The sequence below is a fragment of the Streptomyces sp. NPDC015032 genome, assembly GCF_043080425.1.
In the GTDB taxonomy this organism is placed as follows: domain Bacteria; phylum Actinomycetota; class Actinomycetes; order Streptomycetales; family Streptomycetaceae; genus Streptomyces.
The window spans coordinates 1-25,774 of record NZ_JBIBVN010000002.1 but is presented as its reverse complement, the minus strand read 5'-3'; the positions used below and the strand labels follow the sequence as shown (position 1 = coordinate 25,774).

27 protein-coding genes are annotated in these 25,774 nt (G+C 68.7%); 17 read left to right on the top strand and 10 right to left on the bottom strand.

What is annotated here, in order from left to right; genetic code table 11:
• Positions 1 to 103: 103 nt before the first annotated feature.
• The 3 genes from ACF08M_RS03015 to ACF08M_RS03005 all read right to left on the bottom strand — a co-directional run bounded on the left by ACF08M_RS03015 (position 104) and on the right by ACF08M_RS03005 (position 2,864).
• The gene (locus ACF08M_RS03015; protein WP_392183480.1) at positions 104 to 1,627 is read right to left on the bottom strand and encodes a TldD/PmbA family protein; all 1,524 of its coding nucleotides are present in this window, start codon (positions 1,625 to 1,627) and stop codon (positions 104 to 106) included.
• Between the two features lie 152 nt (positions 1,628 to 1,779).
• Complete coding sequence (locus ACF08M_RS03010) at positions 1,780 to 2,001, bottom strand: DUF397 domain-containing protein (protein WP_392183479.1); 222 nt, start codon at positions 1,999 to 2,001, stop codon at positions 1,780 to 1,782.
• Entirely contained in the window at positions 1,998 to 2,864 is an 867-nt protein-coding gene (locus ACF08M_RS03005) for a helix-turn-helix domain-containing protein (protein ID WP_392183478.1), read from the bottom strand. The genes ACF08M_RS03010 and ACF08M_RS03005 overlap by 4 nt, the downstream gene beginning before the upstream one ends.
• A gap of 196 nt (positions 2,865 to 3,060) precedes the next feature.
• On the opposite strand from ACF08M_RS03005, the gene ACF08M_RS03000 reads away from it, so the two are divergent.
• The 5 genes from ACF08M_RS03000 (at position 3,061) to ACF08M_RS02980 (ending at position 7,246) form a co-directional block, all read left to right on the top strand.
• Positions 3,061 to 3,537, top strand: coding sequence for an ATP-binding protein (locus ACF08M_RS03000; protein ID WP_392183477.1), 477 nt, complete (start codon positions 3,061 to 3,063; stop codon positions 3,535 to 3,537).
• A gap of 540 nt (positions 3,538 to 4,077) precedes the next feature.
• Positions 4,078 to 4,977: a helix-turn-helix transcriptional regulator gene (locus ACF08M_RS02995; protein WP_392183476.1), complete on the top strand. Its 900-nt coding sequence runs from the start codon at positions 4,078 to 4,080 to the stop codon at positions 4,975 to 4,977.
• A 221-nt stretch (positions 4,978 to 5,198) separates the two neighbouring features.
• Positions 5,199 to 5,918 carry a 3-oxoacyl-[acyl-carrier-protein] reductase gene (gene fabG, locus ACF08M_RS02990; protein ID WP_392183475.1) on the top strand — a complete coding sequence of 240 codons (720 nt, stop codon included), beginning with the start codon at positions 5,199 to 5,201 and terminating at the stop codon, positions 5,916 to 5,918.
• Between the two features lie 5 nt (positions 5,919 to 5,923).
• Positions 5,924 to 6,691: an enoyl-ACP reductase FabI gene (fabI, locus tag ACF08M_RS02985; protein ID WP_392183474.1), complete on the top strand. Its 768-nt coding sequence runs from the start codon at positions 5,924 to 5,926 to the stop codon at positions 6,689 to 6,691.
• Positions 6,692 to 6,859: 168 nt separating this feature from the next.
• Positions 6,860 to 7,246, top strand: a complete 387-nt coding sequence (locus ACF08M_RS02980; RefSeq protein WP_392183473.1) for a hypothetical protein — start codon at positions 6,860 to 6,862, stop codon at positions 7,244 to 7,246.
• 81 nt (positions 7,247 to 7,327) lie between these two features.
• Here the strand turns inward: ACF08M_RS02980 and ACF08M_RS02975 are convergent, their stop codons facing one another.
• On the bottom strand, positions 7,328 to 8,002 hold the full coding sequence (locus tag ACF08M_RS02975; protein WP_392183472.1) for a FadR/GntR family transcriptional regulator: 675 nt from the start codon (positions 8,000 to 8,002) through the stop codon (positions 7,328 to 7,330).
• A 161-nt stretch (positions 8,003 to 8,163) separates the two neighbouring features.
• Between ACF08M_RS02975 and ACF08M_RS02970 the strand changes: the two genes are divergently transcribed.
• The 4 genes from ACF08M_RS02970 (at position 8,164) to ACF08M_RS02955 (ending at position 10,626) form a co-directional block, all read left to right on the top strand.
• The gene (locus ACF08M_RS02970) at positions 8,164 to 9,492 is read left to right on the top strand and encodes a CynX/NimT family MFS transporter (RefSeq protein ID WP_392183471.1); all 1,329 of its coding nucleotides are present in this window, start codon (positions 8,164 to 8,166) and stop codon (positions 9,490 to 9,492) included.
• A 26-nt stretch (positions 9,493 to 9,518) separates the two neighbouring features.
• A complete protein-coding gene (locus ACF08M_RS02965; RefSeq protein WP_392183955.1) occupies positions 9,519 to 9,629 on the top strand; it encodes an SGM_5486 family transporter-associated protein in 111 nt (36 codons plus the stop codon).
• Between the two features lie 197 nt (positions 9,630 to 9,826).
• The gene (locus tag ACF08M_RS02960; RefSeq protein WP_392183470.1) at positions 9,827 to 10,033 is read left to right on the top strand and encodes a hypothetical protein; all 207 of its coding nucleotides are present in this window, start codon (positions 9,827 to 9,829) and stop codon (positions 10,031 to 10,033) included.
• A gap of 74 nt (positions 10,034 to 10,107) precedes the next feature.
• Positions 10,108 to 10,626 carry a SixA phosphatase family protein gene (locus tag ACF08M_RS02955; RefSeq protein WP_392183469.1) on the top strand — a complete coding sequence of 173 codons (519 nt, stop codon included), beginning with the start codon at positions 10,108 to 10,110 and terminating at the stop codon, positions 10,624 to 10,626.
• 116 nt (positions 10,627 to 10,742) lie between these two features.
• Here the strand turns inward: ACF08M_RS02955 and serB are convergent, their stop codons facing one another.
• Positions 10,743 to 11,999 (bottom strand): phosphoserine phosphatase SerB, encoded by a 1,257-nt coding sequence (serB, locus tag ACF08M_RS02950; protein WP_392183468.1) that lies wholly within the window; start codon positions 11,997 to 11,999, stop codon positions 10,743 to 10,745.
• Between the two features lie 422 nt (positions 12,000 to 12,421).
• Here serB and ACF08M_RS02945 point away from each other — a divergent pair, with 422 nt between their 5' ends.
• Complete coding sequence (locus ACF08M_RS02945) at positions 12,422 to 14,965, top strand: FHA domain-containing protein (protein WP_392183467.1); 2,544 nt, start codon at positions 12,422 to 12,424, stop codon at positions 14,963 to 14,965.
• A gap of 108 nt (positions 14,966 to 15,073) precedes the next feature.
• On the opposite strand, the gene ACF08M_RS02940 is transcribed toward ACF08M_RS02945, so the two are convergent.
• A complete protein-coding gene (locus tag ACF08M_RS02940) occupies positions 15,074 to 15,844 on the bottom strand; it encodes a transglycosylase SLT domain-containing protein (RefSeq protein ID WP_392183466.1) in 771 nt (256 codons plus the stop codon).
• Positions 15,845 to 16,341: 497 nt separating this feature from the next.
• On the opposite strand from ACF08M_RS02940, the gene ACF08M_RS02935 reads away from it, so the two are divergent.
• Both ACF08M_RS02935 and ACF08M_RS02930 read left to right on the top strand, forming a co-directional pair.
• Positions 16,342 to 17,487 (top strand): GAF domain-containing sensor histidine kinase, encoded by a 1,146-nt coding sequence (locus ACF08M_RS02935; protein WP_392183465.1) that lies wholly within the window; start codon positions 16,342 to 16,344, stop codon positions 17,485 to 17,487.
• The gene (locus ACF08M_RS02930; RefSeq protein WP_392183464.1) at positions 17,480 to 18,124 is read left to right on the top strand and encodes a response regulator; all 645 of its coding nucleotides are present in this window, start codon (positions 17,480 to 17,482) and stop codon (positions 18,122 to 18,124) included. The genes ACF08M_RS02935 and ACF08M_RS02930 overlap by 8 nt, the downstream gene beginning before the upstream one ends.
• Before the next feature lie 70 nt (positions 18,125 to 18,194).
• On the opposite strand, the gene ACF08M_RS02925 is transcribed toward ACF08M_RS02930, so the two are convergent.
• Positions 18,195 to 18,980: a hypothetical protein gene (locus tag ACF08M_RS02925; RefSeq protein WP_392183463.1), complete on the bottom strand. Its 786-nt coding sequence runs from the start codon at positions 18,978 to 18,980 to the stop codon at positions 18,195 to 18,197.
• Positions 18,981 to 19,123: 143 nt separating this feature from the next.
• Here ACF08M_RS02925 and ACF08M_RS02920 point away from each other — a divergent pair, with 143 nt between their 5' ends.
• From ACF08M_RS02920 to ACF08M_RS02905, 4 genes are all read left to right on the top strand, one after another.
• The gene (locus ACF08M_RS02920; protein WP_392183462.1) at positions 19,124 to 19,921 is read left to right on the top strand and encodes an ABC transporter ATP-binding protein; all 798 of its coding nucleotides are present in this window, start codon (positions 19,124 to 19,126) and stop codon (positions 19,919 to 19,921) included.
• Positions 19,922 to 20,108: 187 nt separating this feature from the next.
• On the top strand, positions 20,109 to 20,537 hold the full coding sequence (locus ACF08M_RS02915; protein WP_392183461.1) for an NfeD family protein: 429 nt from the start codon (positions 20,109 to 20,111) through the stop codon (positions 20,535 to 20,537).
• Positions 20,538 to 20,683: 146 nt separating this feature from the next.
• A complete protein-coding gene (locus ACF08M_RS02910) occupies positions 20,684 to 21,613 on the top strand; it encodes an SPFH domain-containing protein (protein ID WP_392183460.1) in 930 nt (309 codons plus the stop codon).
• Positions 21,614 to 21,675: 62 nt separating this feature from the next.
• Complete coding sequence (locus ACF08M_RS02905) at positions 21,676 to 22,443, top strand: sulfite exporter TauE/SafE family protein (protein ID WP_392183459.1); 768 nt, start codon at positions 21,676 to 21,678, stop codon at positions 22,441 to 22,443.
• Between the two features lie 62 nt (positions 22,444 to 22,505).
• Here ACF08M_RS02905 and ACF08M_RS02900 read toward each other — a convergent pair whose 3' ends face one another.
• The 3 genes from ACF08M_RS02900 to ACF08M_RS02890 form a co-directional block, all read right to left on the bottom strand.
• Positions 22,506 to 23,012 (bottom strand): HNH endonuclease, encoded by a 507-nt coding sequence (locus ACF08M_RS02900; protein WP_093895792.1) that lies wholly within the window; start codon positions 23,010 to 23,012, stop codon positions 22,506 to 22,508.
• Between the two features lie 153 nt (positions 23,013 to 23,165).
• Positions 23,166 to 23,699 (bottom strand): YbhB/YbcL family Raf kinase inhibitor-like protein, encoded by a 534-nt coding sequence (locus tag ACF08M_RS02895; RefSeq protein ID WP_392183458.1) that lies wholly within the window; start codon positions 23,697 to 23,699, stop codon positions 23,166 to 23,168.
• 52 nt (positions 23,700 to 23,751) lie between these two features.
• Entirely contained in the window at positions 23,752 to 24,534 is a 783-nt protein-coding gene (locus ACF08M_RS02890; protein WP_392183457.1) for a sporulation protein, read from the bottom strand.
• A gap of 73 nt (positions 24,535 to 24,607) precedes the next feature.
• Here ACF08M_RS02890 and ACF08M_RS02885 point away from each other — a divergent pair, with 73 nt between their 5' ends.
• Positions 24,608 to 25,249 carry a DNA-3-methyladenine glycosylase gene (locus tag ACF08M_RS02885; RefSeq protein WP_392183456.1) on the top strand — a complete coding sequence of 214 codons (642 nt, stop codon included), beginning with the start codon at positions 24,608 to 24,610 and terminating at the stop codon, positions 25,247 to 25,249.
• Positions 25,250 to 25,774 lie beyond the last annotated feature (525 nt).

Below are 25,774 nucleotides of genomic sequence, written 5' to 3'. Positions count from 1 at the left end.
CCGGCCTCCTGCGTCGTATTGAGACTGTGCTGTCCCGGGGGACACTGCATCCGATTGCGGCTGCGCCGCGGGCCGGACCCTCGGCCGGTTCCGTGGTGACTGTTCATCGTCCGGCCTCCTGCGTCGTATTGAGGATGTTCACGCCCCGGAAGAGGGCGGAGGGGCAGCCGTGCGAGACGGCCGCGACCTGGCCCGGCTGGGCCTTGCCGCAGTTGAAGGCGCCGCCCAGGACATACGTCTGCGGGCCGCCGACCTTCTCCATCGAGCCCCAGAAGTCCGTCGTCGTGGCCTGGTACGCGACATCGCGCAGCTGACCGGCCAGCCTGCCGTTCTCGATGCGGAAGAACCGCTGACCGGTGAACTGGAAGTTGTACCGCTGCATGTCGATGGACCAGGACCGGTCGCCGACCACATAGATCCCGCGCTCCACCCCGCCGATCAGGTCCTCCGTGGACAGCCCGCCCGGCTCCGGCCGCAGCGACACGTTCGCCATCCGCTGGACGGGGACGTGGGCCGGCGAGTCCGCGTACGCGCAGCCGTTGGACCGGCCCAGACCCGTCAGCTTCGCGATCCGCCGGTCCAGCTGGTATCCGACGAGTGTTCCGTCCTTGATCAGGTCCCAGGACTGCGCCTCGACACCCTCGTCGTCGTAGCCGACGGTCGCGAGCCCGTGCTCGGCGGTGCGGTCGCCCGTCACATTCATCACGGGGGAGCCGTAGGCCAGCTTCCCCAGCTGGTCGAAGGTGGCGAACGAGGTCCCGGCGTACGCCGCCTCGTACCCCAGCGCCCGGTCCAGCTCGGTGGCGTGGCCGATCGACTCATGGATGGTCAGCCAGAGGTTGGACGGGTCGACGACCAGGTCGTACGTGCCCGCCTCGACGCTCGGCGCCCGCATCTTCTCGGCCAGCAGCCCGGGAATCCGCTCCAGCTCGTCGTCCCAGTCCCAGCCGGTCCCGGTCAGGTACTCCCAGCCGCGGCCCACCGGCGGGGCGATCGTCCGCATCGAGTCGAACTCACCCGTGGTGCCGTCCACGGCGACCGCGGTGAACTCCGGATGCAGCCGAACCCGCTGCTGGGTGGTGACGGTGCCCGCCGTGTCCGCGTAGAACTTGTTCTCGTGGACGGTCATCAGCGAGGCGTCCACATGGGCGACCCCCTCCCCGCCCAGGAGCCGGCTGCTCCACTCGGCGAGCAGCCCTGCCTTCTCCTCGTCCGGTACGTCGAAGGGATCGATGTCGTACGCCGAGACCCAGGTCCGCTCGCCGTGCACCGGCTCGTCCGCCAGCTCGACCCGCTCGTCGGACCCGGCCGCCGCGATCACCTTCGCGGACAGCTTCGCCAGGGCGACGGCCTGCGAGGCCACCTTCGCCGCGGCATCCATCGTCAGATCCACGCCCGACGCGAACCCCCACGCCCCGCCGTGCACCACACGCACCGCGTACCCGAGGTCGGTGGTGTCCGAGGTCCCGGCGGGCCGGGCGTCCCGCAGCCGCCAGGACGCGCTGCGCACCCGCTCGAAACGGAAGTCGGCATGGACAGCCCCCAGTGCACGCGCGCGGGCGAGCGCCGCATCGGCGAGGGCCCGCAGCGGCAGGGCCAGGAACGACTGATCTACCTCATGAGGCATGTAGTACTCCGTCTTTTCGGCATGTGTCCGCAGTGAACCATGTCGTGCGACGAGGGCGACCGGCCACAGGTTTCCCGGACGAGCACGCCGGGCCCGTCACCCGGTTCGGCGCGGGCCGCGAGCAGGTCTCCCGGGCGAGCCGCCCCGGCCGGTCAGAGGTCGCCGTCGATCACGCCCGCCCTGAACGCGGCCCACCCCGGGGCGCTGAACCGCAGGGGGGTGCGTGCGGGGTCCTTCGAGTCGCGTACGGCGGTTGCCCCTCCGGGGAGGTTGGCGACTTCTACGCAGTTGTTCTCGGCTCCACTGGCGGAGGACCTGCGCCAGGCCGCTTTCGAGAGGTCGTGTCCGAACAGCTCCGTTTCGGGCGCGTTCACTTCCTGTGGCCTTCTTCCATCTCAGCTATGCGTGCGACCGAGTCCTCCGTGGACAGCGCCGTGGCACGAATCCGCTCGAACGCCTTCGCGAAGGGCGACGCTTCTTCGCCCTCAAGGTAGGTCTCTCCGCTGAGGTTTTCCAGCAGAACCACGTCCGGGGCAGGGCCGGGGAAACCGACCATGCTGAAGCCGCCCACGACTCCGGGGTGCGCAGTGGAGTCCAACGGCATCAGCTGGATGGTCACGTTGGGCATCTCCGCCGCATCGAGCAGGCGTCGCAATTGGTCGCGCATGGTGGCGGGGCGGACGGCGAACCGCTGATGGAGCGCGGCTTCGTGGATGATGGCCCACAGCTCCAACGGCCTTCCCGGCCGGGTGAGCACGGACTGCCGGGCCAGCCGCACCTCGGCGAGTGCCGCAACTTCGTCGGCGGTGCGGAAAGTTGTGATTCCCGCGATGTTCTCGCGCGCGTACGCAGCGGTCTGCAACAGACCCGGGATTACCAGTGGCGACCATTCGCAGATCTGCGAGGCGTCCGACTCCAGCGAGATGTAGTCGGCGTAGGCAGGGGACACGATTCCGCTGTAGGTCTGCCACCACCCCTTCTTGCCGGCGTCCTTGGCCAGATTGTCCAGGGCGTTGAGCGTTTCCGGATCGTTGATCCCGTAGACCGCGAGCAGCGTTGCGACATCACCGGGCCTGATGGCCTGATTGGCGCTCTCGATCTTCGACAGCTTCGGGCCTTTCCAGCCCATGGCGACAGCGGCCTCGTCGAGGGTCAGACCTGCGCCGTTCCGCAGGCGTCTGAGCGTGGATCCCAGGCGTCGGCGCCGGACGGTCGGTACCAGGGGAGAGTTGGGCATGTCGCAGTCATACCTCAGCAGTTGGCGGTGCTGACTGCCTTTCGGGAAGTCATAACCGAAGGAGGTAGAAAACTTGCGACCCGGGGTGGGTGACATGCACCATCACTACTCATCGCCACGCACCGTGCAAACGTAATTGCCCGGTGTAGTGGAAGTTGGAACTTCCCGCGGCCCCGCGCCGCAGGCTGGAGGCGTCATGTTCGGCATGGCCGACGAGGAAGACCACGACCCGCAGTCCCCGCCACCCGCCGTCGGGTACTACGTGCGCCGCCGGAGTCGCGGCTTCGCGGCGCACATCAGCGCCTCCGGCCCGAATCTCCGCTCCGTGCGTGAGCTCACGGCCAAGGCTCTGGCCGAACTGGGCGTGCAGGGCGACGTGGCCGACGCCGCGCAGCTCGTCGTGTCGGAGCTCGTCGGGAACGCCGTCCGGGCCTGCGGGGATCACGTGCCTGTGGTGGTGGAGGTGTACGCCGCGGCCTTCGGGGTCGCGGTCAATGTCCACGACCCGGACCCCCGTACCGTTCCACGCCGTCGCGGCATCGCGCTGGACGACGCGGAGGCCGAGGCCGGCCGTGGCCTCGCACTGCTGGATCTGCTCGCGCCGGGCTGGCACGTGGTCCGGTCATCGATCGGCAAGCAGATCCGGTGCCGGGTCCCCTGCCCTGCCGGGTGAGCCCCGTGGTGGCAGCGGGTCCGGTGGCGGCTGTAATTGATCGAAGGTGAGGCCAATTGCCGCAATGACGTGCGATTTCGTCGATTGTCAGCCCTGCGGGGTAGTCTCTCGGTCACGCCGAGTTGACAGTCAACTAGCGCGACGGCGGCGAGTGTTGGGGAGATGGTGGATGGTCGGGCGCGATATGTCACCGGCGGATCACCAGGACAAAGAGATTCGAGAAGTCCTCAAGCGGCTCGTGAGTGGCGGGTGGACATTGCGCAAGGAGGGGCACTGGGCCCGGCTGTACTGCCCGTGTGCCGAAGGGGGCTGTCTGACCATCCCGGTGCCCGGTACGGCAGCGAATGCGGGTCGCGCGGCACGCCGGATCGCACGGCGCGCGGCGCTCTGCCCGCTCCCCGAGGGGGATCCGCGCCGCACCCTCGGCAGTGGTGTTGTCGTTTGACAACGTACCCGTGCTGGGTAAGTCTGCCCTCACGAGGGTGGCGAACCCTGGCGCGGAGGTTTGTGCAGGCACGGACAAGGGGGATCGAGGGCGCGATGGAATACGAGTTTCTCTTCGTCGTGGACGGCGTAGGTGTGGACGACGATGTGGCGGTCGGCATCATCTTCGACGAGTTCGACGGGCTGCTCACCCGCCATCGGGGCAAGCATCTGCTCGATGTGTCCGAGGCGGGTGACAGTGCCATCGACGCCGCGCACCGCCTGGTGGTCCGGCTGCACCAGGAACTGCCCTCGCTGCGGCTGCTGCGGCTGGATCCGGATCTGGTCGGAGCGTCCGACATCGCCGATCGGACAGGCCGCAGCCGTCAGAACATCCTCCAATGGGTGAACGGCGAACGGCGTCATGACGCCCGGGCGTTCCCCGATCCGGAAGGTACGGTCGGGCGCTCCCTCGTCTGGCGCTGGGCCGAGGTCAACGCGTGGCTGGCCGGGATCGGTGAGAGCGTCGGCGACGCCGGAGCGACCCGGGAAGACGCCCTGCACATCGACTTCATGCTGCCGCGCTGGCAGCAGGTGCTCGACGACGGGCTACCGATCGTGCGTTTTGTCGATGCCGTGCCGGAGGACGAGCGCTCGGGCGACCGTGCCGCCGTCGCCCAGCTCCTGGAAGGCACGCTTTCCGCGCCGGGCGTGCTGGAGATGATCTCCGCGTTCCCCAGGGCCGAGCGCCAGCGGCTCACTGTCATCTGTGCCGTACTGCCGGACCGGCTGGACGAAGTGGCGGCACGCATCAGCAGCGACGAGAGTGCGGTGATCCTCGCCTACCAGGGCCGGGAGAACGAACTGCACCTGACGCCCGTCACCGCACGCGAGGTGCCGGGCGCACGCCCTGTCTCGGCACTGGGCCTGGGGCCGGACGCGACCGTCGGTGATCTGCTGCTCGTCATCACCAACAGAGAGGTGGCCCCGACCACCCCGGTGACCGTCGCCGTGTGACGGTGGGTGCGTCCGGGAGCCGCCCGACCCGAGTGGGACGGGAGCCGCTGCTGTCCCGTCGGGTGGAGCGCGCCCGGCGGACCGGCGACCGGTCGATGAGTACACGACTGTAGGAACCCCACAGCGCCCGGGGGAAGGCGCTGTAAGGGGCCGATTGCTCTCGGAGCGGGTGGTACCGATAGATTTTCGAGGTACCAGACCGCTATCGAAAGGGTGATCCGTTGAGCCGCTCGGTTCTCGTCACCGGAGGAAACCGGGGCATCGGCCTCGCCATCGCCCGCGCTTTTGCCGAAACCGGCGACAAGGTCGCGATCACGTACCGCTCGGGCGAGCCCCCTCAGATCCTCACCGAGGCGGGCGTTCTGGCCGTCCGGTGCGACATCACCGACGCCGAACAGGTGGAGCAGGCCTACAAGGAGATCGAGGACAAGCACGGCCCGGTCGAGGTACTGGTCGCCAACGCCGGCATCACCAAGGACCAGCTGCTGATGCGGATGTCCGAGGAGGACTTCACGTCCGTACTCGACACCAACCTCACCGGCACCTTCCGGGTCGTCAAGCGTGCCAACCGCGGCATGCTGCGCGCGAAGAAGGGCCGCGTCGTCCTCATCTCCTCCGTCGTCGGGCTCCTCGGCTCGGCCGGGCAGGCGAACTACGCCGCCTCCAAGGCGGGTCTGGTCGGCTTCGCCCGGTCGCTGGCCCGTGAACTCGGCTCACGGAACATCACCTTCAACGTCGTCGCACCCGGTTTCGTCGACACCGACATGACCCAGGTGCTCACCGAGGAGCAGCGCAAGGGCATCGTGTCCCAGGTGCCGCTCGGCCGCTACGCGCAGCCCGAGGAGATCGCCGCCGCGGTGCGCTTCCTCGCCTCCGACGACGCGTCGTACATCACTGGAGCCGTCATCCCCGTTGACGGCGGATTGGGCATGGGTCACTGATCACCATGAGTGGAATTCTCGACGGCAAGCGCGTCCTCATCACCGGTGTGCTGATGGAGTCGTCCATCGCCTTCCACACCGCCAAGGTGGCCCAGGAGCAGGGCGCCGAGGTCATCCTGACCGCCTTCCCGCGGCCCACGCTGACCGAGCGCATCGCCAAGAAGCTGCCGAAGCCGGCCAAGGTCATCGAACTGGACGTGACCAACGCCGAGCACCTGGACCGCCTCGCCGGCCTGGTCCGGGACGAGCTCGGTTCGCTCGACGGCGTCGTGCACTCCATCGGCTTCGCGCCGCAGGACGCGCTCGGCGGCAACTTCCTGAACACCCCGTTCGAGTCCGTGTCCACCGCGATGCACGTCTCGGCGTTCTCGCTGAAGTCGCTCGCCATGGCCTGCAAGCCGCTGATGAGCGAGGGCGGCTCGATCGTCGGCCTCACCTTCGACGCGCAGTTCGCCTGGCCGCAGTACGACTGGATGGGCCCGGCCAAGGCCGCGCTGGAGGCCACCTCCCGTTACCTCGCCCGCGACCTGGGCAAGGACGACATCCGCTGCAACCTCATCTCGGCCGGACCGATCGGCTCGATGGCCGCGAAGTCCATCCCGGGCTTCTCCGAGCTCGCGGACGTGTGGAACACCCGCTCCCCGCTGTCCTGGAGCATGGCGGACCCGGAGCCGGCCGGCCGCGGCGTCGTCGCCCTGCTCTCGGACTTCTTCCCGAAGACCACGGGGGAGATCATCCACGTCGACGGCGGCGTGCACATGATGGGTGCCTGACCCCGTACGACAGGCTGTGACACGGCCGCGTACCGCTTCTGAGCAGGCGGTACGCGGCCGTCGTACGTCTGCGCCCGGCCTCGGCCCGCTCAAGTCGAAAAGATGGTCGACTCACCGCAGAATGTGGTGGAACCGGACTTTCGGTCAGGCTGCGGGGAGGAGGTCGCTGTGCGCTCCACCCGTCGCCGAACCTGGGCCCTGCCGGCGGCCTCCGTGCTCATGGCCGGACTGGTCGCTCCCGTGGGCATATCCGCCCTGTCCACGGCGGGGCGGGCCGGGGCCGGGGCATCGGCGCCCGACGCTCCCGTGCCCGGCCCCGCCGGATCCGAATGCCGGACGTCGGTCCGAGGCTCCCGGGTCGTCGCCTACTGCCACAACCCCTACCCCTCCACCGACCGCGTGCAGCTGCACACCGAGTGCGGCCGCTGGTGGGACATAGACGGGGACACCGCCCCGGTCGACGTGGGGCCGGGCCGGACCGTGCGGCTCGACGACCGCTGCTGGAAGGAAGTCGGCTCGGTCTGGATCACCCACCGGATCCAGGGTTCCGTCTGACGTCTCCTTCGACGCTCCTCCGGTGTACTCCGCGGCACGGCGCGACGCGCCCCTTCACTCCCGGTCCACCGGCGCGTCCCCTCACACCCGGTCCACCAGACAGCTCAACGTATGACTGGCGGCCTCGGCCGCCGCCGTCTCCGCGTCCCCCGCCCGGATCGCCTCGACCAGCCGGCCGTGGTCCACGTGGTTTTCCGGCCGCAGCTCCTGGCCGACATCGCCCCTGAGATAGTCGCGCAGCAGATCGCCCAGGTCGGCGTAGAGGCCGGTCAGTACGTCATTGTGCGAGGCCGCGACCACGGCCAGGTGCAGCGTCGCGTCCGCCGCGATGAATGCCTCGGCGTCGCCCGCGGCCCAGGTCTCCTCCCGGTGTGCCATGAGCGCGTCCAGCTGCTTCAGGTCCCGCTCGGTGCGCCGGGCGGCGGCCAGCCGTGCCGCCGACGACTCCAGGGTGGAGCGCAACTCGGCGACATGGCGCGGATCGGCGGTGGCGAAGCGGCGGTGCATCACCCCGGCCAGTTCGCTGGTGGCGACGACATAGGTGCCCGAGCCCTGCCGGATGTCGAGCAGACCGTTGTGCGCGAGCGCGCGCACGGCCTCGCGGACCGTGTTACGGGCCACGCCCAGCTGTTCCACCAGCTCGGGCTCGGTGGGGATCCGTGAACCCACGGGCCACTCGCCCGAGGTGATCTGATTCCTCAGCTGGGCAATCACCTGGTCGGCGAGTGCCGAACGCCGCGGAGACGTCAGCGCCATGGTGCTCCTTGCTCGGGTTGCTGGGTGAAGTGAGGGGGTGAAGAAGTGAGGGGGTGAAGAAGGGAGAAGGGGGAAGGGGGTGCTCTCCCGGTGATGAATGGTCTCAGGTCGGTACTCGGAGGATTGGACAATCAATCATCCCATCATTCTATGATGACCCCATGCCCGATGACGAGATCCCGCCACAGAACCGGAACCGGACCCTGAGCCCCACCGCCACAGTGGACACCCCGGCGAAATCCCCGGACCCGCAAGACTCGCGGGCCCCGCAGACCGTGCAGACGATGCAGACAACTCCAAGCACCTCCCCATGGCTGCTCCGGCTGGTCGCCATCGGGCTCGTCCTCGCCGCGCTCAACCTCCGCCCCGCCATCACCAGCCTCGGCTCCCTCCTCGAAGAGGTGCAGGACGGGCTGCACATGAGTGGCAGTGTCGCCGGCGTCCTCACCTCCGTACCGCCGCTCTGCTTCGCGGTCTTCGGCGTCATGGCGCCGCGCCTCGCCCGCCGCTTCGGCCCGGGGGCGATCGTCTGCGTCGGCATGATCGCCATCACGGCCGGTCTGGCGATCCGGCCGCTCGTCGGCGGCACGGCCGGCTTCCTCGCCGCGAGCGCCCTCGCCCTCATGGGCATCGCCGTCAGCAATGTGCTGATGCCGGTGATCGTCAAACGCTGGTTCCCGGACCGCGTCGGCTCCATGACCGGGCTCTATTCGATGGCCCTGGCCCTCGGCACCTCCCTCGCCGCCGCCGTGACCGTGCCGATGACCAGTGCGCTGGGCGGCAGCTGGAGGGCGGGCCTCGGCATGTGGGCCGTGCTCGCCGCGGCGGCGATCCTGCCCTGGATTCCGCTGGTACGGGAGCGGCGCGACGCCCCGGGGCGGCCCGCCGCCCACCACCGGGACGCACCGGAGCTCAGGATCACCCGCAGCCGTACCGCGTGGGGCCTCGCCTGTTTCTTCGGCCTGCAGGCCACCGCCGCGTACATCACCATGGGATGGATGCCGCAGATCTTCCGTGACGCGGGGGTCTCGGCCGGTACGGCGGGTGTTCTGCTCGCCGTGACCATGGCGATGGGCGTGCCTCTCGCGTTCGTCATACCCCGGGTCGCCGCCCGTATGAGGAACCAGGGTCCGATCGTCGTCGTCCTCGGTGTCTGCGGCCTCACCGGTTACGCGGGCCTCTACCTCGCACCGGCCGGCGGGGCCTGGGCCTGGGCGCTGCTGCTCGGCATCTCGAACTGCGCCTTCCCGCTCGCCCTGACCATGATCGGCATGCGGTCCCGCAGTGGCGCGGGAGTGGTCCGGCTGTCCGCGTTCGCGCAGTCCACCGGCTACCTGATCTCGATCCCGGGCCCGCTGCTCGTCGGCGTGCTGCACCAGCACAGCGGCGGCTGGGGGCTGCCGATCGCGCTGATGGCGGGCCTCATGGTGCCGCAGATGGCGGCCGGGGTGCTGGCCGGGCGGGACCGGACGATCGAGGACGAGGCTTGAGATGCGAGACTGGGGCCATGTCTCCTGTGCTCGACCCGAATCCCCAGAACGGTCAGAAGAAGCTCCTCCTCGTGCTCGGTGCGATGCTGCTGGTCACCGTGGTCATCGGGGTGATCGCCTCGGTCGCGTCCCCCTGAAACCCGCCCGCTCCCGGAATCCGCCCGCCTTCCTGAACCACGCGGCCGCGGACGGCCGATGCCACCGGTGGTGGGGCTAGCACCACCGTCCCCTAGGGGGACAGGGTCAGGGTGAAGTGGGTGGGCCGCCGGATGGGGCGGGCGGCCGCGCATCCGTAGGTTCTGGGTATCAGAATCTACGACTCACGGAGGCGGGCATGTCGGCCCCTACGCACACCCGGTCCACCCAGCCGGCGACGGGCAGCATCGAGGTCCGGCTGCCGTGGTGGGCCGTCGCGCTGCCCGCGGTCGCGTTCGCCGTGCTCCTGCTGATGATCGTGGGATCCGACGACGCGCATGCCGCGCCGGCCGACCCCGCGATCGGCCGGTTGTTTGAGCGAATCGTGGCCCTGGTGATCGGCTGACGGTTTCCGCGCAGCCCGCGGAAGCCCGTCAACACCCTGCGCCGGGCGGCACATTTCGTGCGAAGCTGAGGTGTATGAGCGTCGATACACCTCGCAGGATCGTCCTTCTCAGGCATGCAAAGGCGGAATGGTCGCAGGACTCCGACCACGAGCGGCCGCTCGCGGAGCGCGGCCGCAAGGACGCCCCCGTCGTAGGCCGCAAACTCGTCGACTCCGGGATCGTCCTCGATCTGGCCCTCTGCTCGACCGCCGCGAGGACGCGCGAGACGTGGAAGCTGGCGGTGCACGAGATGTCGCACCGTCCCAGGACCGTGTACGAGGAGCGGCTGTACGAGGCGTCTCCCGGCGAACTGATCGCCCTGATCAACGAGACCCCCGACGATGTGCACGACCTGCTCGTCATCGGCCACAACCCCGGGATGCACGCGGTCGCCGACGCCCTCTCGGAATCGGCCGAGGGCGATGCCCTGGCCCGGATGAACCGCGGCGGCTTCCCGACCGCCGCCTTCGCCGTCGTGGAGTTCACCGGCTCCTGGAAGGGCGTGGAGCACGGAGTGGGCAAACTGATCGAGTACTGGACCCCCAACGACTGATGGGGTTGCCGTCCGGTTCCCGCCGCCGTCCGGTTCCCGCCGCCGTACGAGCGGGGTCCCGGGCGGACGGGCGGTTTCCAGGACGCCCCGGGGCCGCGCTCGTACGGGGACGCGCGTCAGTCGACGAGACCGTCGGCGGCCTCGACCTCCTCGCGCGTGATGCCGAGCAGATACAGCACGGTGTCCAGGAACGGCACGTTCACCGCGGTGTGTGCGGCCTCGCGGACCACCGGCTTGGCGTTGAAGGCCACCCCGAGCCCGGCTGTGTTCAGCATGTCGAGGTCGTTCGCACCGTCGCCGATCGCGACGGTCTGCGCCAGCGGCACCCCGGCCTGCTCGGCGAAACTGCGCAGCAGCCGGGCCTTGCCGGCCCGGTCGACGATGTCGCCGACGACCCTGCCGGTGAGCTTTCCGTCGACCACTTCCAAGGTGTTGGCAGAGGCGAAGTCCAGCCCGAGCCGCTCCTTCAGATCGTCGGTGACCTGGGTGAACCCGCCGGAAACCACGCCGACTTGGTAGCCGAGCCGCTTCAGCGTACGGATCAGGGTGCGGGCCCCCGGCGTCAGCCTCACCTCGGTGCGCACCTTGTCCACCACCGACACATCGAGCCCCGCCAGCAGCGCCACTCGTGCGTGCAGCGACTGCTCGAAGTCGAGTTCGCCGCGCATCGCCTGCTCGGTCACCTCGGCGACCTTGCCCTCGCAGCCGGCATGGGCGGCGAAGAGCTCGATGACCTCGTCCTGGATGAGCGTCGAGTCGACGTCCATGACGACCAGCCGCTGCGCCCGGCGGCTCAGTCCGGCCGATACGACCGCGACGTCGACACCGATCCCCGCGGACTCCGTCGCCAGTGCCGTCCGCAACTCCTCGGTCCCGGTGCCGGAGACCGCGAACTCGACCGCTGTGACCGGGTATTTCGCGAGCCGGAAGATCCGGTCGATGTTCCCGCCGGTCGAAGTGATCCTGGCCGCTATGGCGGCGGTCGACTCCGCGGTCAGCGGGTGCCCGAGCACCGTCACATGGGAACGTCCGTAGCCACGCGGGCGGTTGTCACCCGTACCGGAGATGATCTCGGCCTGCAGTTTCAGTGAATCGGCCCAGCTGTGCACGGTCGCCCGCAGGTCGCCCTCGGTGGTGCCGCCCGCGGTCGGGGCGGTGACCAGCGCGCACAGGACGATGCGGCCACGGGTGACGACCTGCTCGATGTCGACGACATCGACCGAGTAGGCGGCGAGGGTGTCGAAGAGCCCGGCGGTGATTCCGGGGCGGTCCTTCCCGAAGATCTTCACGAGAAGGGTGGGTGTGTCCGTGCCCTGACGGGACTCAGGGAACTCAGGAGACGGGGAAGGCTGAGGTGGCTGAGGTGCGCTCATGGTGTTCCCACCGTATCGGTCCGCTCCAAGGCATCGGAGGTCCGTCCCGAGGACCGGACAGCGCGTCGCCCGCCTGCCTCCCACTCGCCGCCCCGCTCGCGTCCGTCAGGAACACCATGCGATGACGGACGGGGCGTGCGTCGGCACGGTGGGTGATCGTGGACGGATCCGGGCGGCCGCACACGAGACCGACACCCTGGATTGATCCGGTTGCTCATGGGCCATGAGCATGCGCGCGCGCCTGCCGGTCTCCGTGCCGGTCTCCGTGCCGGCTCCTCCCGGGCCGACGGTGCAACACCGCAGGTCTCGGCGGGGCCTTCGCCCCGCCCGACTTTCGTATCGGGGACCGCTCCTGGAATAGTTCGCCACGATGTTCAGCATCCCTAGACCCCCTGCGATGGGGGTAACTCGGGGGACAACAAGTGGGGCGCGGAGTGCCGGAACTCGTACTGGAATTGAATGGCAGGACCTGGACGCTCGATCCGTCCAGGTCGTACACCCTGGGGCGTGATCCGCAGGGCGACCTGACGATCGACGACGCCCGGGTGTCGTGGCGGCATGCCACGATCAGCTGGGGGGGCCGGAATTGGTTCATCGAGGACCACGGCAGCACCAACGGCACCTATGTGCAGGGCCGGAGAATCCACCAGCTGGAAATAGGGCCCGGCTCCGCCGTGCACCTGGGCAATGCCACTGACGGACCGCGGCTGAGCATCGGCGCCGCTGCGGGGGCCGATGCGTACAGCGGGCAGGGCGCGGCTGCGCAGCAGCCCCCCGGCCCGCAGCCGGCCGACCCCGCTCCGCAACAGGGCCGGCAGCAGGCCCCCCAGCCGCAGCAGCAGTCCGCGCAGGCCCAGGAGCCCCAGCAACCCCAAGCCCCGCATCAGCAGGTCATGGCCGAAAAGCCCGGCGCGGGCCGGGCCGACGGTGCCGCGGGGGCCCCGCCGGTGTACAGCGACCGCAGCCCGACCACGTTCCACCAGCTGGCCCTCGGCCGCGTCATGCGCATCGGCCGTGCGCTGGAGAACGACCTGATCGTCTCCGACCTCCAGGTCTCGCGCCACCACGCCGAATTCCACGCGACGCCCGACGGCCGCTTCGAGATCCGTGACCTCGGGTCCCACAACGGCACCTACGTCAACGGCCAGCCGCTCTCCAAGTCCGGCTCCGCGCTCATCGGCCCGAACGACATCGTCGGCGTCGGTCACTCGACCTTCCGCCTGGTCGGGGACCGGCTGGAAGAGTTCGTCGACACCGGTGAGGTCTCCTTCTCCGCCCGCCACCTCACGGTGACGGTCGACCGCGGGAAGCAGATCCTCAAGGACGTCTCCTTCGGCGTCCCGGAGAAGTCGCTCGTCGCGGTCATCGGCCCGTCCGGCTCCGGCAAGTCCACCCTGCTCAAGGCGCTCACCGGCTACCGGCCCGCCAATGAGGGCGATGTCCTCTACGACAACCGGAACCTGTACAAGCAGTTTGCCGAACTGCGCCAGCGCATCGGTCTGGTCCCGCAGGACGACATCCTGCACAAGGAACTCACCGTCACCAAAGCCCTCAAGTACGCGGCCAAGCTCCGCTTCCCCGCGGACACCACCGAGACCGAGCGCCAGGCCCGGATCCTCGAAGTCCTCACCGAGCTCAAGCTCGACATCCACAAGGACAAGAAGGTCACCTCGCTCTCCGGCGGCCAGCGCAAGCGCGTCTCCGTGGCCCTGGAGCTGCTCACCAAGCCGTCGCTGATCTTCCTGGACGAGCCGACCTCCGGCCTCGACCCGGGCATGGACCGCGATGTCATGCAGCTGCTGCGCGGCCTGGCCGACGACGGCCGTACGGTCCTCGTCGTCACCCACTCCGTGGCCGAGCTGGCGATCTGCGACAAGCTGCTCGTCATGGCGCCGGGTGGCTCCGTCGCCTACTTCGGCCCGCCGGAGGAAGCGCTCAACTTCTTCGGCTACACCACGTGGGCCGATGTCTTCTCCGCGTTCGAGAACTACCGCGACTACGACTGGGCGGGCCGCTGGCGCGGTTCGCAGCACTACCAGATGTCCGCGGCGGACATCGATGCCGTCGCCGCGCACTCCGTGCACCTGCCGTCTCCCCAGCAGGTGCGACCGCCGAAGCCGCAGAGCTGGACAGCTCAGCTGTTCACACTGATGCGCCGCTACCTCTCGGTGATCGCGTCCGACAAGGGCTTCATGGGCCTGATGGTGATCCTGCCCGCCGTGCTCGGCGCGGTCAGCGTGGTCATCCCGGCCAACTTCGGCCTGGCCCCGCCGCAGCCGCCGTCCCGGTTCAACAGCCCCGCCGGAACGATCATGCTGATCCTCGCGGTCGGCATGTGCCTCTCCGGTGCGGCCAACTCCGTACGAGAACTGATCAAGGAACGCGTCATCTACGAACGGGAACGGGCCACCGGCCTCTCCCGTTCCGCCTATCTGATGTCCAAGGTGATCGTCCTCGGCGTGATCACGGCCTTCCAGGGCGTCATCATCTGCGGCATCGGATTCGCCACCCGTGAGCTGCCGGCAGAGGGCCTGATCATGCCGCCGGCCGTCGAGCTCTGCCTGACGATCATCGTGCTCGGTTTCACCTCGATGATGTTCGGCCTGGTCATCTCCTCGCTGGTGAAGACCTCCGAGAAGACGATGCCGCTGCTGGTCATGTTCGCGATCGTCCAGATCGTCTTCACCGGCATCCTCTTCCAGGTGTACGGGTCGCCCGGCCTGGAGCAGTTCGCCTGGCTGATGCCGTCCCGCTGGGCCATCGCCGGTGTGGGCACGACGCTCGACCTCTCGCACCTCATGGCGCCGTGGGACCCGAAGAACCCGACCGACCTGGACCCGCTGTGGGAGCACTCGGCGAGCCAGTGGGGGATCAACATCTCGGTGCTGCTGTTCCTCGGCATCGTCTGCGGTTTCGCAGTCGCGCGGCTGCTGCGCCGCCACGAGCCGGAGGTCATGCGCAAGTAGGCGCGGCCACCGGCACGGAACGCCGAAGGGCGGCACCCCGCGAGGGGTGCCGCCCTTCGGCGTGTGCGGATGCGGATCCGCGGGCCGTCCGAGGACGCCCGGAGCCGATCAGTACGCGCTGTTGACGTTGTCGATCGAGCCGTAGCGGTCGGCGGCGTAGTTGGCCGCAGCGGTGATGTTGGCGACCGGGTCGTAGATGTTCGACGAGGTGCCGGGGACGTGGTACGCGTTGAACGTCGGCCGGATGACCTGCAGCAGGCCGCAGGACGGGGTGCCGTTCTTGGCGTTGATGTCCCAGCCGTTGACCGCGTTCGGGTTACCGGTGGACTCCCGCATGATGTTGCGGTGCAGACCGTTGTACGAGCCGGGAATGCCGTTCGCCTTCATGATGTCCAGGGCCTCCCTGATCCAGCCGTCCAGGTTGTTGGCGTAGACCGGGGTACGGACTGCGGAACGGCTGGCGGCCTGCGTGCCGGCGCGCTGCTCGGCGACGGCCTTCGCCCGGGCCTGCGCCTCGGCCTGCGCCTTGACCTTGGCCTCGGCGGCGGCCTTGGCCTTCGCGGCGGCCTGTGCCTTCGCCTCGACCGCGGCGGCCTGCTGGGCCCGCGCGAGGTCTGCGGCCTTCACCAGGTTCTCGGCGGTGGAGTGCTGCTCGATGAGGCTGGCCTGCAGCGCCTTGGCCTGCGGAGTACCGGCGGCCGACGCGAGGACCACGGGGGCGGCGGACACAGGGGCCGCGGCCTCGGGATTGCCTTCGGCATTGGCGGGGACGAGCGAGAACGAGAGGGAGGCGACGGCGACGGCGGAGATTCCCGCGACGGAGAGCTTCTGGGCCTTGTTCAGACGACGACAGCGGCCGGGGATGCTGGACACGGACATGCAGACGTACCTCTTCGAATAGCGGGAGTCCTCACGGAGGACGAAGACGGGAGGCGGTGTTTTCGCATCTCCGTCGCGGACGAGTGCAATTCTTAGCGGCAGCAAAATGGCGTGGCAAAGGTGTGACGTACGATCCCGGGTAGTGGATCACGGCCCCGCTCGAACGTGGCGGCCCGCGCTCATGCCTACTGATCTGGAGCTTATGTATCCACTAGCAGGCTTCGTAAGTGATGTGCGTCCTATGCCCGGCCTCACATCGACCGGGTAACAAACTCACCGACGGTTGCTCAAGCAATTCGGAGTGTGAGGCTCCGGTTCTGGATCCGGCGGATGGACGCCTCCGAACTCATGCCGGGGGCACCGGTGTACGCGTGCGGCGAATCGGCGGTGCGGGCATACGGCGGCGCAGGCGTACGAGAGGCCCTAGTCCCTGCGCCCTATCCAGCAGCCGTCCACAGGCCGATACGGCACCCGTACCCCGCCGGTACGGTGAGGCCATGAGCCATCGCCCACCGTCGGGCTTCGCAGCGGTGAGTGCCGCGCTGCTCGCCATGAGCCGGCATCTCGAAGTACGCGACGTCCTGAAGACGATCGTCGCCTCGGCCCGCGAACTGCTGGACGCCGAGTACGCCGCCCTGGGTGTGCCCGACGACCACGGCGGCTTCGCCCAGTTCGTCGTCGACGGCGTCAGCGACGAGCAGTGGAAGGCCATCGGCCCCCTGCCCCGGCAGCACGGCATTCTCGCCGCGATGCTCCACGAGACGAAGCCCGAGCGCCTGGCCGATGTCCGCAAGGACCCCCGCTTCGAGGGCTGGCCCCTCGCCCACCCCGACATGTCCGACTTCCTCGGTCTGCCCATCCGGGACGGCGACGAGACCATCGGCGCCCTCTTCCTCGCCAACAAGCGCTGCCCCAAACCCGAGGGCAGCTGCGGTTTCACCGCCGAGGACGAGGAACTGCTGTCGATCCTCGCCCAGCACGCGGCGATCGCCCTCACCAACGCCCGGCTGTACGAACGCAGCCGGGAGCTCACCATCGCCGAGGAACGCTCCCGGCTCGCCCATGAACTGCACGACGCGGTCAGTCAGAAGCTGTTCTCGCTGCGGCTGACGGCCCAGGCCGCCACCGCACTGATCGACCGCGACCCGGCCCGCGCCAAGGGGGAGCTCCACCAGGTCGCCGCGCTCGCCGCGGAAGCCGTGGAGGAGCTGCGCGCCGCCGTCGTCGAACTGCGGCCGGCCGCGCTCGACGAGGACGGTCTCATCGCCACCCTCCGCACCCAGATCCAGGTTCTGGACCGCGCCCACTCCGCCCGGGTCACCTTCGAGAGCCTGGGCGTACGGGCCCTGCCCGCCGCCCAGGAGGAAGCGCTGCTCCGGGTCTCCCAGGAGGCCCTGCACAACGCACTGCGCCACTCGGGCGCCGGGCACGTCGGCGTCACGCTGGCCCGGCACGGCAGCGGCACACGGCTGCGCATCACCGACGACGGCAGCGGCTTCGAACCCACGGCGATCCGGCAGGCAGGCCGTCACCTGGGCCTGGTGTCGATGCGGGATCGCGCGAGCGGGGTCGGCGGCAGGCTCACCGTTGAATCGGCGCCCGGCAAGGGCACCACGATCGAGATGGAGGTACCCGGTGGCTGACAAGATCATCAGGGTGCTGCTGGTCGACGACCACCAAGTGGTCCGCCGCGGTCTGCGTACGTTCCTGGAGGTGCAGGACGACATAGAAGTGGTCGGTGAGGCGTCCGACGGTGCGGAAGGGGTGGGCAGGACCGAGGAACTCCGCCCCGATGTCGTCCTGATGGACATCAAGATGCCCGGCACGGACGGGATCGAGGCCCTGCGCAAGCTCCGCGAGCTGGAGAACCCGGCCAAGGTCCTCATCGTCACCAGCTTCACCGAACAGCGCACCGTGGTCCCCGCGCTACGGGCCGGAGCTTCCGGTTACGTATACAAGGACGTCGACCCGGACGCCCTGGCCGGCGCCATCCGCTCGGTGTACGCGGGCCACGTCCTGCTCCAGCCGGAGGTCGCGGGAGCCCTGCTCGCCCAGGACGACGGGAGCAGCGGTACGGGCCGGGGGAGCACTCTCACCGAGCGGGAGCGGGAAGTGCTCGGCCTGATCGCCGACGGTCGCTCCAACCGCGAGATCGCGCGAGCGCTGGTCCTCTCCGAGAAGACCGTCAAGACGCATGTCTCGAACATCCTGATGAAGCTGGATCTCTCGGACCGGACCCAGGCGGCCCTCTGGGCCGTCCGGCACGGGGCGGCGGGCTGACCGGCACCGTAGCGGAGCATCTCTCGAACCAGGACGCAGGACGGCACCCGGGCAGGGGAACCCGCCCGGCCTACCTCTCCCGTTCCCTCTCCTCCACATACGCGTTGTACGCGGCAACCTGCGCCCGTCGAGCCACCCGCTCCACCGGCCTCAGCGCCTCCCCTCGAGCCGCGATCTCCGACGCGCTCACCGCACCGCCGTGTCCGTTCTCGTGCGCCACCGAGATCAGCAGCCCGACCCGCTGCGCCAGCTCCAGCACCCGCACCGCCCGCGGCGGATATCCCGGAGCCAGTACCTCGCGCCCCCGCTCCGCCCGCGCCCGGTAGGCATCCACCGCCGCCTCCGCCACCGGCCCGGAACCGGCCACATCCAACCGCGACAGCACCGCCGTCGCGTCCCGCAACGCCTCGGCGAGCTCCCGCTCCGCCTCGCCCAGCGACGGCACATCGGCCGGCGGCGCCTCCCGTACCGGCAGACAACGCCACACCACCTCGACGTGCAGATCCCCCTCCGGCCCCACCTCACGGACCTCGGGAACCAGCCCGTACGGCGCACCGAACGCGATCACCGCCTCCTCGGCCTCCAGCGCCCGCGCATTGAACTCCGGCGGACCGCTCAGCCCCAACGGGTGCCCGGGCGCAGGCAGCGCGACCCGGAAACCGGTCACCCCCAGACCCCGCAGCCGCCCGAGCGCCAGCGTGAGCCCCACCGGCTCCGCCTCACCCGGCAGCCCCTCCACGCGGTGGACCGCGTCCTCCCCGACAATCGCGAGCGCCGCGTCGTCCGGCGACACAAGTCCCGCCAGAAGCGCGTTTCCCCAAGCGGCCAGCAGCCCTGAGCGTGGTTCCGAAAGCATGGGAACAGCCTAGGGAACGGACCGGGGGCCTGTCCTCACACGGGCCCAGCGCCTGAAGCATTCCTGCGGTGGCGTAGATTTTCCTGGGAGCTGTGCCCACAGGCACGCGACGATCTCAACACTGCATGGGGAGACAACGCGCCATGAGCGATGTACTGGATCTGGTGGACGTATCCGTGGTCCGCGACGGACACGCTCTGGTGGACGACGTCTCCTGGCAGGTCAAGGAGGGGGAGCGCTGGGTCATCCTCGGCCCGAACGGCGCCGGCAAGACCACCCTCCTCAACATCGCGTCCAGCTACGTCTTCCCGAGCACCGGCACCGCCAGGATCCTCGGCGAGCAACTCGGCGGCGTCGGTACCGATGTCTTCGATCTCCGCCCCCGCATCGGCATCGCGGGCGTCGCCATGGCCGAGAAGCTGCCCAGGCGCCAGACCGTGCTGCAGACGGTACTCACCGCCGCGTACGGCATGACCGCCACCTGGCACGAGAACTACGAAGCCGTCGACGAGGAGCGCGCCCGCGCCTTCCTCGACCGCCTCGGCATGACCGAGTACCTCGACCGCAAGTTCGGCACCCTGTCCGAGGGCGAGCGCAAGCGCACCCTGATCGCCCGCGCCATGATGACCGACCCCGAACTGCTGCTCCTCGACGAGCCCGCCGCGGGACTCGACCTCGGAGGCCGCGAGGACCTGGTCCGCCGCCTCGGCCGACTGGCCCGCGACCCGTACGCCCCCTCCATGATCATGGTCACCCACCATGTCGAGGAGATCGCTCCCGGCTTCACCCACGTCCTGATGATCCGCCAGGGCAAGGTGCTCGCCGCGGGCCCCATGGAGACCGAGCTCAGCTCCCGCAACCTCTCCCTCTGCTTCGGCCTGCCGCTCGTCGTCGAGCACACCGGCGACCGCTACACGGCCCACGGACTCCCGCTCTCGTAGAACTCCCAGAACTCGCAGAGCACCGAGCACACCAAGAGCACCAAACACACCAAGAGCACCGAGAACACCAAAACCCGTAGAACTCGGGAATGCGGGAACTCGGAGAGTCGGCCTGGCCGGAACCTGTCGGGCACGACGCCCGCTTGCGCCCTGTCCGCGAGGGCACCGGCGGTCCTACCATGAACACGTGGACATCGACGCGTGGGTGTGGTGGCTGATCGGCGCTGCGGGACTGGGCATCCCGCTCGTCCTGACCGCGATGCCCGAGTTCGGAATGTTCGCCGTCGGAGCGGTCGCCGCGGCGGTCGTCGCGGCACTCGGCGGTGACATCGTGGCCCAAGTACTGGTATTCGTCGTGGTCTCCGTGGCGCTCATCGCCGTGGTCCGGCCGCTCGCCGCCAGACACCGTGCCGACCGGCCCCAACTCGCCACCGGTATCGACGCGCTGAAAGGCCGTCAGGCCGTCGTCCTGGAACGGGTCGACGGCAGCGGCGGCCGGATCAAGCTGGCCGGAGAGATCTGGTCGGCCCGCGCATTCGACGGGGACCAGAGCTTCGACCCGGGCCAACAGGTCGACGTCGTCGAGATCGACGGTGCCACAGCAGTCGTCATGTGACCGAACCACCCACATAACAGAGCACGTTCTGTCAGACTCGAAGTCGATCATCATGAGAACGGGGCCGTTCAGGCATACGGCCCCTCCCGCGATCTCGACCTCGATCATCGCGATCAGTCGGCAACCGAAGGGCAACGAGGAACACGATGCAACCGATCATCATCGTCCTGATCATTCTGGTGGTGCTCGTCTTCATCGCCCTGATCAAGACGATCCAGGTCATCCCGCAGGCCAGCGCCGCCATCGTGGAGCGCTTCGGCCGCTACACCCGCACGCTCAACGCAGGCCTGAACATCGTCGTTCCGTTCATCGACACGATCAGGAACCGCATCGACCTCCGTGAACAGGTCGTGCCGTTCCCGCCCCAGCCGGTGATCACCCAGGACAACCTGGTCGTCAACATCGACACGGTCATCTACTACCAGGTGACCGACGCGAGGGCCGCGACCTACGAAGTCGCCAGCTACATCCAGGCGATCGAGCAGCTCACCGTCACCACCCTCCGCAACATCATCGGCGGCATGGACCTGGAGCGGACCCTGACCTCCCGCGAGGACATCAACGCCGCCCTCCGCGGAGTCCTCGACGAGGCGACCGGCAAGTGGGGCATCCGCGTCAACCGCGTCGAGCTGAAGGCGATCGAACCGCCCACCTCCATCCAGGACTCGATGGAGAAGCAGATGCGTGCCGACCGCGACAAGCGCGCCGCGATCCTCCAGGCCGAAGGAACCCGGCAGTCCGCGATCCTCACCGCCGAGGGCGAGAAGCAGTCCGCGATCCTGCGAGCCGAAGGTGAGGCCAAGGCATCGGCCCTGCGCGCCGAGGGCGAGGCCCAGGCCATCCGTACGGTCTTCGAGTCCATCCACGCCGGCGACCCGGACCAGAAGCTTCTCTCGTACCAGTACCTCCAGATGCTCCCGAAGATCGCCGAGGGCGATGCCAACAAGCTCTGGATCGTGCCCAGCGAGATCGGCGACGCCCTCAAGGGTCTCAGCGGAGCCTTCGGCAACCTCGGCAACGGCGCCCCCGGATTCGACACCGGCAAGGAACGCCGGGAACAGCCCCCGGTCGACTGACGCGTACACGCCCTCGTGCATGATCAGTGCACCAACCACCGATCACGCACGGGGGCTTCGCCATGACCACCTGGGAGATACTCGCCGTCTTCGCAGCGGGCGTCAGCGCCGGGACGATCAACGCGATCGTCGGATCGGGAACGCTGATCACCTTCCCCGTACTGCTCGCCACCGGCCTGCCCCCGGTCACCGCCACTGTCTCCAACGCCCTCGGCCTGATTCCCGGCTCGATCAGCGGAGCCATCGGCTATCGCCAGGAACTCACAGGGCAGGGCCGCCGCGTCCTCAAGCTCGCCCTCGGTGCCCTGATCGGCGGGCTCACCGGCGCGACCCTCCTGCTGACCCTGCCCTCCACGGCCTTCGAGACGATCGTGCCGATCCTGGTGGCCCTGGCCCTCGTCCTGGTCATCCTGCAACCCCGCCTCAGCAAAGCGGTCCGGCGCCGACGCGAGCACAACGGCACTCCCGCCCGCTCCGACGGCGGCCCGCTCCTCTTCGTGGGACTGATGCTCGCCAGTGTCTACGGCGGCTACTTCACCGCCGCCCAGGGGATCATCTACCTCTCCCTGATGGGCATGCTGCTCGACGACACGATGCAGCGCCTCAACGCCGTCAAGAACGTCCTGGCCGCCGTCGTCAACAGCATCGCCGCGCTCTTCTTCCTCTTCGTCGCGGACTTCGACTGGACGGCCGTCGTACTGATCGCGGTCGGCTCCGCACTCGGCGGTCAGATCGGCGCCAAGGTCGGCCGCCGCCTCAGCCCCGCCGTCCTGCGCGTCCTCGTCGTCGCGGTCGGCACGGTCGCCATCGTCCAGCTGCTGCTCCGCTGACACATGGAAGCCCGCCCCCATGAGGGGACGGGCTTCGGAGTACGACACCACGCGTAGTGCGACTACGCCGCGGTGCGGTCCAGCCACTCCGGCAGTGCCGACCGCTCGCCGGCCCCCAGCGCCAGCAGCATCGCCTCCGCCGGAGACGGCACGAACGGCTGCCGCAGCAGCGGCATCCCCGCCTGCTCCGGCGTCCGGGCCGCCTTGCGGTGATTGTCCTCGGCACAGGACGCCACCGTGTTGAGCCAGGTGTCCTGACCGCCCTGGGCACGCGGCACCACATGGTCGACGGTGCTCGCCCGCCGCCCGCAGTACGCGCACCGGTGCTGGTCCCGTATCAGCACGCCCCTTCTGGACCACGGGGCCTGTCTTCGGAACGGCACCCGTACGTACCTGCAGAGCCTGATCACCCGGGGTACCGGGATGTCCACGGCGGCGCCACGCATACGGAGATCGGGGTGCGACTGCTCGACGACGGCCTTGTCCTGCAGAATCAGCACCACCGCACGGTTCAGCGTCACCGTCGACAGCGGCTCGAAGCTCGCGTTCAGTACCAGCGTGTCCCGCATCTCGCCCACCTCCCGTGTGGCGCCCGCCCGCTGGCAGGCCCGGATCAACTCTGGCCGGGCAGGCCGTGATGGACAACGCAATAAAAAATGCCCTGCCCTGGTCTCTCCAAGACCAGGGCAGGGCAAACGGCAGGCGAACTCTCGGCACACCGGCTACTGGACGGGACCCGTGTACTCGCCGATCAGCTGAGCACGGGCCAGCGTGTGGAACCGCAGATTGAATCCGACGACCGCGGGCGACACATCGCTGCCGACCCCGAGCTTCTCGCCGTCCACCGCGTACACGGTGAAGACATAGCGGTGGTTCTCTCCGGCCGGCGGAGCGGCACCGCCGAAGTCCTTCGACCCGTAGTCGTTACGGACGTGCACGGCACCGGCGGGCAGCCCTTCGAACGTCCCGCTCCCCGCGCCGGCCGGCAGCTCCGTGACGGACGCCGGGATGTCGAAGACCACCCAGTGCCAGAATCCGCTGCCCGTCGGAGCGTCGGGATCGAAACAGGTCACGGCGAAGCTCCCGGTCCGGTCCGGGAATCCCTCCCACCGCAACTGCGGCGAGGTGTTCCCGGCCGCGAACACCTGGGCGTCCGCCAGTACCGCCCCGGGGGCGAGGTCCTCGCTCACCACCGTGAACGACGGCACCTCGGGATGGAAGTCGTGCGGCAGCGGCGCCCTTTTCCGCTCGGTCACGTCAGCACCTCTTCTGATCGCTGTACTGCTGTCGGCAGGTCTCCCACCGACCCTAGAGCCAGTTGCGCCGGCCGCCGACCTGGGCGAGCCACTGATTGAGGTATGCCGCCCAGTCGGTCCCGTGGAAGTCGTTCAGCCCGACCTTGAACGAGCGGTACGAGTCGCTGCCCTCACTGAAGAGCCCCGACTTCTTGTCCATCTCCAGGACGACGTCCATCTCGCGGTCGTCCGCGATGAACGTCAGCTCCACCTGGTTCAGCCCGCGGTACTGCTGCGGCGGGAAGAACTCGATCTCCTGGTAGAACGGCAGCCGCTGACGCGTGCCACGAATGTGGCCACGCTCCATGTCCGCGCTGCGGAAGCCGAAGCCGAGCTGCCCGAAGGCGTCGAGAATGGCCTGCTGAGCCGGCAGCGGATGCACGTTGATCGGGTCCAGGTCACCCGAGTCCAGCGCCCGCGCGATCTCCAGCTCCGTGGTCACACCGATGTTCATGCCGTGCAGATGCTGACCGGCGAACATCGTGATGGGCGTCTCCCAGGGAATTTCGAGCCCGAACGGCACGACGTGCACGGCACCGGCCCGTACCTCGAAAGCGCCACCGAGCCGCAGCTTGGTGAACTCGATGTCCTGCTTGGACTCCGTGTCCTGGCCCTCGACCTCGACCCGGGCCTGCAGACCGACGGAGAGCCCCTCGATCTGTTGATCCACGGATCCGCCCTGGACCCGCACCTCACCCTGGACGATCCCACCCGGTACGACATTGAGCTCGGTCAGCTCGGTCTCCACCGAAGCACCACCGGCACCCATGCTCGCGAGCAGCCGCTTGAAGCCCATGTTTACTCCTCCTTGGTTCTGACCCCTACATACGCGCGACGGCCGCAGTCGGTTCCCGGTACGCTCGAACGCCATGATCGAGGGCCTGGACCGTACGCCGCTGACACGTGCATTCTTCGACCGCCCCGTACTGGAGGTCGCACCCGACCTCCTGGGCCGGACCCTGGTACGCACCACGTCCGAAGGCCCCATCGAGCTCCGCCTCACCGAGGTGGAGGCCTATGCCGGCGAGATCGACCCCGGATCGCACGCGTTCAGAGGCCGCACCCCACGCAACAGCGTCATGTACGGACCGCCCGGCCACGCGTATGTCTACTTCACCTACGGCATGTGGCACTGCCTCAACCTGGTGTGCGGACCCGAGGGCAGGGCGAGCGGGGTACTGCTGAGGGCCGGAGACATCCAGGTCGGCGCCGACCTCACTCGCAAACGTCGAATCTCGGCCCGCAATGACAAGGAACTGGCCAAAGGGCCGGCCCGGCTGGCTACCGCCCTCGACATCGACCGCGCGCTCAACGGGACCGACACCATCGCCCACCCCGGCGCCCAGCTCGTCGTACTGCACGGCACCCCACCACCGCGCGACCAGGTACGCAGCGGCCCACGCACCGGCGTGGGCGGCGACGGATCCGTACACCCCTGGCGCTTCTGGATCGACGGAGATTCCACGGTGAGCCCTTACCGGGCCCATGTGCCACGCCGCCGCGCAACTTGACTCGCCCTTGGGCGCCGCCTAATGTGGCCCGAGCCGCTTGAAACGGGTACTACTGTCGGTACGGTCCATCGGACTGCCCCGAGCATCCCGAAGCGGCCAACCACTACCTACGATTCACCCTGACGGGTGCGAATTTGGCATGCCCGTAATTCGATCCCATCGACTCGATTATGAGTTGCCAGGAGAATCGGTTAACGTAGCGAACGCCGAAAGGCAAGGCCATTCCAAGGGCCACCGGAATTTGATTTCGGACCGGAAACGGGACGAAAAAGAGTCTGGTAAGGTTGGAACCGCCGGAAAGGGAAACGCGAAAGCGAAGAACTGGAAAGCAGCCCCGCTTCGACCGGGAATCGGACACGAAAGAGTCTGATAGAGTCGGAAACGCAAGACCGAAGGGAAAAGCCCGGAGGAAAGCCCCAGAGAGTGTTCTGAGGGTGAGTACAAAGGAAGCGTCCGTTCCTTGAGAACTCAACAGCGTGCCAAAAGTCAACGCCAGATATGTTGATACCCCGGCCTGCTTCGGCA

Coding starts and splice junctions, on each gene's coding strand:
- ACF08M_RS03015 (WP_392183480.1), bottom strand. CDS start 1,627: ATGCCTCATGAGGTAGATCAGTCGTTCCTGGCCCTGCCGCTGCGGGCC.
- ACF08M_RS03005 (WP_392183478.1), bottom strand. CDS start 2,864: ATGCCCAACTCTCCCCTGGTACCGACCGTCCGGCGCCGACGCCTGGGA.
- ACF08M_RS03000 (WP_392183477.1), top strand. CDS start 3,061: ATGTTCGGCATGGCCGACGAGGAAGACCACGACCCGCAGTCCCCGCCA.
- ACF08M_RS02995 (WP_392183476.1), top strand. CDS start 4,078: ATGGAATACGAGTTTCTCTTCGTCGTGGACGGCGTAGGTGTGGACGAC.
- fabI (WP_392183474.1), top strand. CDS start 5,924: ATGAGTGGAATTCTCGACGGCAAGCGCGTCCTCATCACCGGTGTGCTG.
- ACF08M_RS02975 (WP_392183472.1), bottom strand. CDS start 8,002: ATGGCGCTGACGTCTCCGCGGCGTTCGGCACTCGCCGACCAGGTGATT.
- ACF08M_RS02970 (WP_392183471.1), top strand. CDS start 8,164: ATGCCCGATGACGAGATCCCGCCACAGAACCGGAACCGGACCCTGAGC.
- ACF08M_RS02960 (WP_392183470.1), top strand. CDS start 9,827: ATGTCGGCCCCTACGCACACCCGGTCCACCCAGCCGGCGACGGGCAGC.
- ACF08M_RS02955 (WP_392183469.1), top strand. CDS start 10,108: ATGAGCGTCGATACACCTCGCAGGATCGTCCTTCTCAGGCATGCAAAG.
- serB (WP_392183468.1), bottom strand. CDS start 11,999: ATGAGCGCACCTCAGCCACCTCAGCCTTCCCCGTCTCCTGAGTTCCCT.
- ACF08M_RS02940 (WP_392183466.1), bottom strand. CDS start 15,844: ATGTCCGTGTCCAGCATCCCCGGCCGCTGTCGTCGTCTGAACAAGGCC.
- ACF08M_RS02935 (WP_392183465.1), top strand. CDS start 16,342: ATGAGCCATCGCCCACCGTCGGGCTTCGCAGCGGTGAGTGCCGCGCTG.
- ACF08M_RS02925 (WP_392183463.1), bottom strand. CDS start 18,980: ATGCTTTCGGAACCACGCTCAGGGCTGCTGGCCGCTTGGGGAAACGCG.
- ACF08M_RS02920 (WP_392183462.1), top strand. CDS start 19,124: ATGAGCGATGTACTGGATCTGGTGGACGTATCCGTGGTCCGCGACGGA.
- ACF08M_RS02910 (WP_392183460.1), top strand. CDS start 20,684: ATGCAACCGATCATCATCGTCCTGATCATTCTGGTGGTGCTCGTCTTC.
- ACF08M_RS02905 (WP_392183459.1), top strand. CDS start 21,676: ATGACCACCTGGGAGATACTCGCCGTCTTCGCAGCGGGCGTCAGCGCC.
- ACF08M_RS02900 (WP_093895792.1), bottom strand. CDS start 23,012: ATGCGGGACACGCTGGTACTGAACGCGAGCTTCGAGCCGCTGTCGACG.
- ACF08M_RS02890 (WP_392183457.1), bottom strand. CDS start 24,534: ATGGGCTTCAAGCGGCTGCTCGCGAGCATGGGTGCCGGTGGTGCTTCG.
- ACF08M_RS02885 (WP_392183456.1), top strand. CDS start 24,608: ATGATCGAGGGCCTGGACCGTACGCCGCTGACACGTGCATTCTTCGAC.